This is a genomic window from Sphingopyxis sp. KK2, assembly GCF_001990265.1.
Classification (GTDB): Bacteria; Pseudomonadota; Alphaproteobacteria; order Sphingomonadales; family Sphingomonadaceae; genus Sphingopyxis.
Genome location: NZ_LYVN01000163.1, coordinates 1 through 7995, shown reverse-complemented (window position 1 = coordinate 7995; position 7995 = coordinate 1). Strand labels below are relative to the sequence as shown.

At 65.8% G+C, this 7995-nt stretch carries 8 protein-coding genes and 1 pseudogene; 7 read left to right on the top strand and 2 right to left on the bottom strand.

Annotation, left to right across the window (positions count from 1 at the left end; translation table 11 throughout):
* Window positions 1–325, bottom strand: a pseudogene (locus tag B1A78_RS18975) (beta/gamma crystallin-related protein); the annotation flags it as partial.
* 123 nt (window positions 326–448) lie between these two features.
* Window positions 449–1840: a NupC/NupG family nucleoside CNT transporter gene (locus B1A78_RS18970; RefSeq protein ID WP_077148461.1), complete on the bottom strand. Its 1392-nt coding sequence runs from the start codon at window positions 1838–1840 to the stop codon at window positions 449–451.
* Window positions 1841–1991: 151 nt separating this feature from the next.
* On the opposite strand from B1A78_RS18970, the gene B1A78_RS18965 reads away from it, so the two are divergent.
* The 7 genes from B1A78_RS18965 to B1A78_RS18935 form a co-directional block, all read left to right on the top strand.
* Window positions 1992–3950 (top strand): S9 family peptidase, encoded by a 1959-nt coding sequence (locus tag B1A78_RS18965; protein ID WP_077148460.1) that lies wholly within the window; start codon window positions 1992–1994, stop codon window positions 3948–3950.
* Between the two features lie 43 nt (window positions 3951–3993).
* A complete protein-coding gene (locus B1A78_RS18960; protein WP_077148459.1) occupies window positions 3994–4674 on the top strand; it encodes a queuosine precursor transporter in 681 nt (226 codons plus the stop codon).
* A complete protein-coding gene (gene argB / locus B1A78_RS18955; RefSeq protein WP_077148458.1) occupies window positions 4671–5567 on the top strand; it encodes an acetylglutamate kinase in 897 nt (298 codons plus the stop codon). Before B1A78_RS18960 ends, argB begins: the two co-directional genes overlap by 4 nt.
* 44 nt (window positions 5568–5611) lie before the next feature.
* Window positions 5612–5911 carry a YggT family protein gene (locus B1A78_RS18950; protein ID WP_077148457.1) on the top strand — a complete coding sequence of 100 codons (300 nt, stop codon included), beginning with the start codon at window positions 5612–5614 and terminating at the stop codon, window positions 5909–5911.
* Window positions 5912–5914: 3 nt separating this feature from the next.
* Window positions 5915–6808, top strand: coding sequence for a bifunctional methylenetetrahydrofolate dehydrogenase/methenyltetrahydrofolate cyclohydrolase FolD (folD, locus tag B1A78_RS18945; protein ID WP_077148456.1), 894 nt, complete (start codon window positions 5915–5917; stop codon window positions 6806–6808).
* The gene (locus B1A78_RS18940; protein ID WP_077148455.1) at window positions 6808–7482 is read left to right on the top strand and encodes a hypothetical protein; all 675 of its coding nucleotides are present in this window, start codon (window positions 6808–6810) and stop codon (window positions 7480–7482) included. The genes folD and B1A78_RS18940 overlap by 1 nt, the downstream gene beginning before the upstream one ends.
* A partial coding sequence (locus B1A78_RS18935; protein ID WP_077148462.1) for a MarC family protein occupies window positions 7482–7995 on the top strand: 514 nt, incomplete at its 3' end. The genes B1A78_RS18940 and B1A78_RS18935, both read left to right, overlap by 1 nt.

The window sequence follows — 7995 nt, the reverse complement described above, 5'->3', positions numbered from 1 at the left end:
CAGTCATCCCGCGCAGCACGCTGCCGAGCATCGGGGTGTCGCGATCGACGGTGCGGCAATTGCCACGATAGCGCGTCTTTTCGCAAAGCTCCCAGCGACCACTCGCGACGCGGATCGAATTGACCGGCCAGGCAAGCCCGAGATTGGTCTTCGCCTCGCCGATGAAGACGGCGGGACCGCGATAGGCGGCGTCGCGATAGATCGTCGCTTCGGGCGGGCGGTACATCCGTTCGTCGGGGGTTTGCGCGGTCGAGGTGGCAAGCACCCCTCCGGTCAGCACCGCGGCGGCGGCGCCGACGATGGACAGACGATGCACGGCTTTCATAAACGCTCTCCTTGTTACGGCGACCCGGAGACTCGTTGTTGAAACCAGTTTATCGCAGAGTCGGAAAGCGCGCAAATTTCATCGGGATAAACCGCAGCCGGCGCCGGGCCGCGGGGGGAAGCGTCAGGGCTGCTTGGTCGCTGCCTCGGGCGTCTCGCCCGCTGCCGGCGTCGCCGTCTCCGGCGCAGCAGCGGGGGGAGGGGTGGCCGGCGTCGCGGCGGCGGACGCCGGTGCGGCCGCTGCGGGTTCGGGGGTCGCGAGCGGCGGAGTGACGCTCAGGATCAACCCCGCGAGCGCCGCCGACATCAGGTTAGACAGGCTGCCCGCGAGCAGCGCCTTCAGCCCCAGCTTGGCGATCATCGGGCGCTGGTTCGGCGCGAGGCTGCCGGTCACCGCCATCTGGATCGCAATCGAGCTGAAATTGGCGAAACCGCACAGCGCAAAGGTACCGATCGCGATCGACACCGGCGACAGCCCGCCGGCCTTTTGCATATTGCCGAGGTCGATGAAGGCGACGAACTCGTTGAGCACGATCTTGCTGCCGAACAGCGCGCCGACTGCGTCCGATTCGGACCAGGGCACGCCCATCAGCCACATCACCGGGCGGAAGATCTGGCCGATGATCGACTGGAACGACAGACCCTCGATATGGAACCAGCCGCCGATGCCCGCGAGCAGGCCGTTGGCAAGCGCGACCAGCGCGACGAACGCCAGCACCATCGCGCCGACCGCGACCGCCAGCTTGACGCCGGTCTGCGCCCCCTGCGCTGCGGCCATGATGATATTGGCGGGCTTTTCCTCGTCGTGGCTCGCCTCGGGCATGACGATCGGCTCGATGCCGATATCCTTGGGGTCGTCGGGCATGATGATCTTGGCCATCAGGATGCCGCCGGGCGCCGACATGAAGCTCGCGGCGAGCAGATAGGGGAGCAGATGCTCGCCGATCATCCCGGCATAGGCGCCGAGGATCGTGCCCGCGACCCCGGCCATGCCGACGGTCATGATCGTGAACAGCTGCGACGGGGTCAGCCCTGCGAGATAGGGACGGATGACGAGCGGGCTTTCGCTCTGCCCGACGAAGATATTCGCTGCCGCGCCCAGGCTCTCGACCTTGGTGACGCCGGTGATCTTCTGGATGCCGCCGCCGACCCATTTGATGATCTGCTGCATCACGCCCAGATAATAGAGGACCGAGATCAACGAGGCGAAGAAGACGATCACCGGCAGCGCGCCGATCGCGAACACCGCCTTGCCATAAGGCGGCTGGGTCAGCACCTCGCCGAACAGGAATTTCGTGCCTTCGTCGGCATAGCTCAGCAGGTTCGACACGCCGGTCGACATCGCGCCGATGATCGCGCGGCCCCACGGCGTGCCGAGCACGAGCAGCGCGAAACCGGCTTGCAGCAGGAAGGCGGGCACGACGACGCGCGGGCGGATCCAGCGGCGGTTCGACGAAAACAGCACGGCGATCGCAAGCAATGCGATGATACCGAGCAGACCGATCAGGCGTTCCATAATAAGAGTGCGTCCCCCGCAAGTTTATTGCGCCTGTCTAGCGGGCTGGGCGGCGGGGGCAAGGGCGGCGATCACGGTCCGTCGCAGCAATGGCGCTTGGCGCGCAGGAATTTCCTTTCTAGACATGGGCCTATTGTTTGGGGGGGGGCGCATGTTTCGTTTGATGTTGGCGGGGGTTCTGCTCGCCGTTTCACCGTCGGTTCTGGCGCAGGACGGCGGTACCGCCGGCGCCAGCACGCCCGCTGCAAAGCCGATCGAACCGCTCCCAACCGCGACCTTCGCGCGGTTGCCCTTCATCGAAAATGCCGAGCTATCGCCCGACGGCCGCCATCTCGCGGGCTTGTTCGCGATCAAGGGCGAACAGCGCATCGGCATCATTCCGATCGGCGGCGATGCCAGCCAGTCGATCTTCGTCGGCGTCCCCGACCTCACCGAAGTCGACTGGCTGCAATGGGTCGGCGACGACAATATCATCGTCGGCCTGCGCGCGCTGCTGCCGGTCGAAACCGACAATTGGTATATCTCGCGGCTGATCAGTATCAACCGTACCACCGGCAAGCCCACGCGCCTGCTCTGGGATCTCAAGGGGCAGGATGCATCGAGCGTTGTCTGGGTCCCGACCGACGGCAGCACCGAAATCCTCGTTGCGGGACAGAATAGCATCTATGAAGGCGAGGATTTCTGGCCCGCCGTCTATCGCGTCGATGTCGCCACCGGGCGCAAGCGGACCGAGGTCAATGCGCGGGGCAGCGTGCTCGACTGGGGCGCCGACCATCTCGGCCGGGTGCGTTACGGCATCGGCTATCGCGACAACACGACCAAATCGACGCTCATCTATCGCGGCGACGGAAAATCGGTGTTCCGCTCGATCGACAGCGCCTCGCTTCGCGACGAGGAGCGCCTCTCTATTCCCTTCGTATTCGTGCCCGGCACCGACAACGGCCTCGTCTATGCCGATGCTCCCGACGGGCGCACGGTGATCGCCGAAAATGACCTTTCGACGGGCAAGCAACTGCGGATCGCACACGAAGTCCCGGCCGCCGACATCGAAGGCGCGATCCGCTCGCCCGACGGATCGCGGTTGATCGGCTTCTACACCTCCGACAATGCCAAGCCGATCCAGTGGATCGACCCCGCGATGGCAGCGCATCAGAAGGAACTCGACGCGGCCTCGCCGCAGTCGAAGGTCCGCATCGAAAGCTACAGCCGCGACCTGTCGAAGCTGCTCGTCCGGATCAGCACCCCCGACAATCCGGGGCTCTTCTATTATTATGACGCGACCACGAATAATTTGTCGAAACTCGCCTCGGTGAACGAAGCGATCGGCGGCAAGCGGCTGTCGCGTTCGCGGCTCGTCCAGTACAAGGCGCGCGACGGGCTCGAGATCGAGGGCGTGCTGACGATGCCGCGCGGCCGCGCCAAGGAAAACCTGCCGCTGATCGTCATGCCGCATGGCGGCCCTTGGGGCCATGACACGCTGAGCTATGATTATTGGGCACAGTTCCTCGCGGAACGCGGCTATGCGGTGCTCCAGCCCAATTTCCGCGGCTCGACCGGCTATGGCGAAAAGTTCCTGAAGGCGGGGCAGGGACAGCTCGGCTTCGCGATGCAGGACGATGTGACCGACGGCGTGCGCTGGGCGGTCGCCGAGAAGATCGCCGACCCGAAGCGCGTTTGCATCGTCGGTGCCTCCTACGGCGGGTATGCGGCCATGTGGGGAATCGCCAAGGATCCCGACCAATATCGCTGCGCGGTGTCGATCAACGGCGTCTCGAACCTGCGACGCGAGGTCAACGACTTCGGCGGCAAGGTCCATTCGCGCCTCTACCGCGACCAGTGGCAGAAAATGACCCCCGATTTCGCGGCGGTATCGCCGATCAACGCGATCGACCGGATCAGGACGCCGCTGCTTTTGATCCATGGCAAGAAGGACGTCACCGTCGACCATGTCCAGTCGGCGAAGATGTACAGCGCGATGACCAAGGCAGGAAAATCGGTCGAATTCGTCTCGATCCCGCTCGCCGACCATTATTTTACCCGCGAGGCCGACCGGACGACCTTGCTGACCGCGATCGAGGCGTTTCTGGCGAAGCATAACCCTGCCGACTGACCAGCATCTTTCCTATCCACGCAAAAGCGACTATCGCGCGCCGATGACCGACACCTCCACGACGGCGCTGCCGCGCACGCTTTCGCCCTCGCTCTTTCTGTTCACGATAATCTATGGCGGCATGGTGGTGCTCGCCGGGGTGCTCGGGAACAAGCAGGTCGCACTGGGTGGCTGGCTGGCGGTCGAGGCCGGGATATTCCCCTTTCTGGTGCTCGTCGCGCTGTCGAGCAGCGTGTCCGAACTGCACGGGCAGGGGGCCGCGAACCGCCTGGTGCTCTGGGGCTTCGTGCCGCTGGTCCTGTCGATCCTGTTGATCTCGCTGGTGCTTGCGTTGCCGGCTTCGCCCGAAATGCAGTCCGACCGGCTCGCCGCGTTCGACCTGATCCTGGGACAAGGGCCGCGGCTGATGGCGGCGGGAATCGTCGCCTATGGCACCTCGCAATTCCTGAACGTCACCATCTTTTCGCGACTGCGCGGGCGTGAAGGCGCCGGGACGGGTTCGGCCTGGCTCGCTATCCGCGGCGCGATTGCCAGCGCGCTCAGCCAGATCGTCGATACCCTGCTGTTCGTCACCATCGCCTTCTACGGCGTCTTTCCGATCGCCAATCTGATGGGCGGGCAGATGCTCGCAAAGGTCACGCTGTCGATCCTCGTCATCCCCTTCGTCATCACCGGTCTGGTCGCGCTCGGTCGCAGCCTCGATGCCAAGCAGGTGGCGGCATGAACCACGCCCCCGATCCCGCGATGCTCGCCAAGGCCGAGACGCTCGTCGAGGCGCTGCCCTATTTGCAGCGCTATGCCGGCGAGACCTTCGTCATCAAATATGGCGGCCACGCGATGGGCGACCCCGAGGCGCAGCGCGACTTCGCCGAGGATGTCGTGCTCTTGAAGGCGGTCGGGATCAACCCGGTGGTCGTCCATGGCGGCGGGCCGCAGATCGGCGCGATGCTGAAACAGCTCGGGATCGAATCGACCTTCGTCGGGGGCTTGCGCGTCACCGACGCGGCGACCGCCGAGGTCGCCGAGATGGTGCTCGCGGGCAAGATCAACAAGGAAATCGTCAGCTGGATCGCCGCGCTTGGTGGTCGCGCAGTGGGCATTTCGGGCAAGGACGCCAATCTGGTGCTCGCCGAAAAGGTCAAGCGCACCGAGCCCGACCCCAATTCGGGGATCGAGCGCCATGTCGACTTGGGCTTCGTGGGCGAACCCGTCGCGGTCGATCCGACGATTTTGCAGAACCTGACCAAGGACAATTTCATCCCGATCGTCGCGCCCGTCGCGCTCGGCGCCGATGGCGCGACCTATAATATCAACGCCGATACGATGGCGGGGGCTATTGCGGGCGCGCTGGGAGCCAAGCGTTTCTTTCTGCTTACCGACGTTGCCGGGGTGCTCGACAAGGAGAAGAATCTCCTGACCGACCTCGACCGCACCGCGATCGATGCGCTCAAGGCTGACGAGACGATCACCGGCGGCATGATCCCCAAGGTCGAAACCTGCGTCGCGGCGGTCGATGCGGGGGTCGAGGCGGCGGTCATCCTCGACGGCCGCGTGCCGCACGCGATGCTGCTTGAAATTTTCACCGCACGGGGTGCGGGCACGCTCATTCACCGCTAAGAGGGGCGCCTTCTCGGCTCTCCCGGAGACAGTCCTTGTACTTCATGTTCCTCGATATCCTGGCGATCCTGCTCAACATCCTGTGGTGGATCATCATCGTCCAGGCGGTGATGTCGTGGCTGCTCGCCTTCAACGTCATCAACACCCACAATGAGTTCGTCCGGCAATTGTGGCTGGTGCTCGAACGCATCACCGAACCGCTCTATCGCCCGATCCGCCGCATCATGCCCGATTTCGGCGGCATCGACCTGACCCCGATGGTCGTGCTGATCCTGCTCATCATCATTCGCGGACCGGTGATGACCTATCTGGTGCAGCTCGGCATCAATTCCGGCCTGGCCTGACCGATGGCGGCGGCGGTGATCGACGGCAAGGCGTTTGCGGCAGGGCTTCGCGCCCGGATCGCCGACGCTGTCCCCGCCTTTACGGCGGCGACCGGCCGCGCGCCGGGACTTGCGGTGGTGCTCGTCGGCGACGATCCGGCGAGCGCGGTCTATGTCGGGTCGAAGGGCAAGGCGACGGTTGCCGCGGGCATGGCGAGCTTCGAGCATCGCCTTCCCGCCACCGCGACGCAGGCCGAGGTCGAGGGCCTGCTCGCGACGCTCAACGTCGACGATGCGGTCGACGGTATCCTGCTCCAGCTTCCCTTGCCCGGCCATCTCGACGAACAGGCGGCGGTGGCGACGATCGATCCCGACAAGGATGTCGACGGGCTGACCCCGGTCAGCGCCGGCCGTCTCGCGCTCGGTATCCCCGGCATGGTGCCCTGCACGCCCTATGGCTGCCTGCTGCTGCTGCAGGACCAACTCGGCGATCTCAGCGGCAAGGACGCGATCGTCGTCGGCCGCTCGATCCTCGTCGGCAAGCCGATGGCGGCGCTGCTGCTCGGCGCGAACTGCACGGTGACGATGGCGCATAGCCGGACAAGAGATCTCGCCGACGCGGTGCGCCGCGCCGATATCGTCGTCGCGGCGGTCGGCCGCGCCGAAATGGTGAAGGGCGACTGGATCAAGCCCGGCGCGGTCGTCATCGACGTCGGGATCAACCGGCTCGCGCCCGCAGAGGGCGAAGCGAAGGGCCGGCTGGTCGGCGACGTCGACTATGCGCAGGTGTTGGCGGTTGCCGATGCGGTCACCCCCGTTCCGGGTGGCGTCGGTCCGATGACCATCGCCTGCCTGCTCCGCAACACGCTCGTCGCGGCGCACCGCCGCGCGGGTCTTGCCGATCCGGAGGGTTTCTGATGCGCCGCGCGCTGGCCGCTGCCGCCGCGCTGGCGCTCGTTGCCGCCGGCGGGGTGACGGCGCGCGAGCGCGACCGTCCGCTCGCCGCCAACCCCAGCGGCTTCATCGCCGCCGAAATCGCCTTTGCGCGGCTCGCGCAGGAAAAGGGGCAGTGGACCGCATTCCGCGAGACGGCGGCGCCCGAGGCGGTGATGTTCGTGCCGCAGCGGGTGAAGGCGCGCGACTGGCTGAAGTCGCAGAAGGACCCTGCCGAGGCGGTGAAGTGGCAGCCGCACGCGGTCTATGTCAGCTGCGACGGCAATGTCGGCGTCACCACCGGCGCGTGGCAGAAGGGGCCGGCGAACGGCTATTTCACCACCGTGTGGCTGCGCGATCCCAAGAAGGGCAAGATGGCCTGGATCCTCGATCATGGCGACGCGCTGACGACGCCGCGCGAGGCGCCCGATTTCATCGCGTCGAAACAGGCGAAATGCGGGTCGCGGCCCGGCGTCGCGATCGACGGCGGAACCGAGGGCGAGGACCGCGCGGTCGGCCTGTCGCCCGACCAGACGTTGAGCTGGACCTCGGTCGTCCAGCCCGACGGCGCACGGCGCGTCACGGTCCGGCTGTGGGACGGCACCGCGATGCAGCAAGTCATCGACGACCAGGTCGCCGCCCCGGCCCCGCAAAACTGATGCTCGACCTCTTCATCTCGGCCTTCGTCACGCTGTTCGTGGTGATCGACCCGCCGGGGTGCGCGCCGATTTATGCCAGCCTGACGACGGGCGCCAATGCGGCGCAGCGGCGGTCGATGGCGATCCGCGCGACGATCATCGCGGGCGGTATCCTGATCTTTTTCGCGATGTTCGGCGAGGCTTTGCTCAGCTTCCTGCACATCGACCTCGACAGTTTCCGCATCGCCGGCGGCTTGATGCTGTTCATCATCGCGATCGACATGGTGTTCGAAAAGCGCACCGAGCGCCGCGAACAGCGCGCCGAAAAGGTCAAGGCGACCCCCGAGGTCGAGGATGTCTCGGTCTTTCCGATGGCGATGCCGATGCTCGCGGGGCCGGGGTCGATCGCATCGGTGATGCTGCTGGTGTCGCAGAACAACGGGCTCGACCGCGCCTTCGTCATCTTTGGCGCGCTGCTCCTCGTGCTGCTGCTGACGCTCGCGGCGCTGCTCGCGGCGGGGCCGCTGATGCGGC

Excerpts from the sequence above, each read along its gene's own strand:
- B1A78_RS18950 (WP_077148457.1), top strand. The coding sequence starts at position 5,612 with ATGTTCCTCGATATCCTGGCGATCCTGCTCAACATCCTGTGGTGGATC.
- argB (WP_077148458.1), top strand. The coding sequence starts at position 4,671 with ATGAACCACGCCCCCGATCCCGCGATGCTCGCCAAGGCCGAGACGCTC.
- B1A78_RS18940 (WP_077148455.1), top strand. The coding sequence starts at position 6,808 with ATGCGCCGCGCGCTGGCCGCTGCCGCCGCGCTGGCGCTCGTTGCCGCC.
- folD (WP_077148456.1), top strand. The coding sequence starts at position 5,915 with ATGGCGGCGGCGGTGATCGACGGCAAGGCGTTTGCGGCAGGGCTTCGC.
- B1A78_RS18965 (WP_077148460.1), top strand. The coding sequence starts at position 1,992 with ATGTTTCGTTTGATGTTGGCGGGGGTTCTGCTCGCCGTTTCACCGTCG.
- B1A78_RS18970 (WP_077148461.1), bottom strand. The coding sequence starts at position 1,840 with ATGGAACGCCTGATCGGTCTGCTCGGTATCATCGCATTGCTTGCGATC.
- B1A78_RS18960 (WP_077148459.1), top strand. The coding sequence starts at position 3,994 with ATGACCGACACCTCCACGACGGCGCTGCCGCGCACGCTTTCGCCCTCG.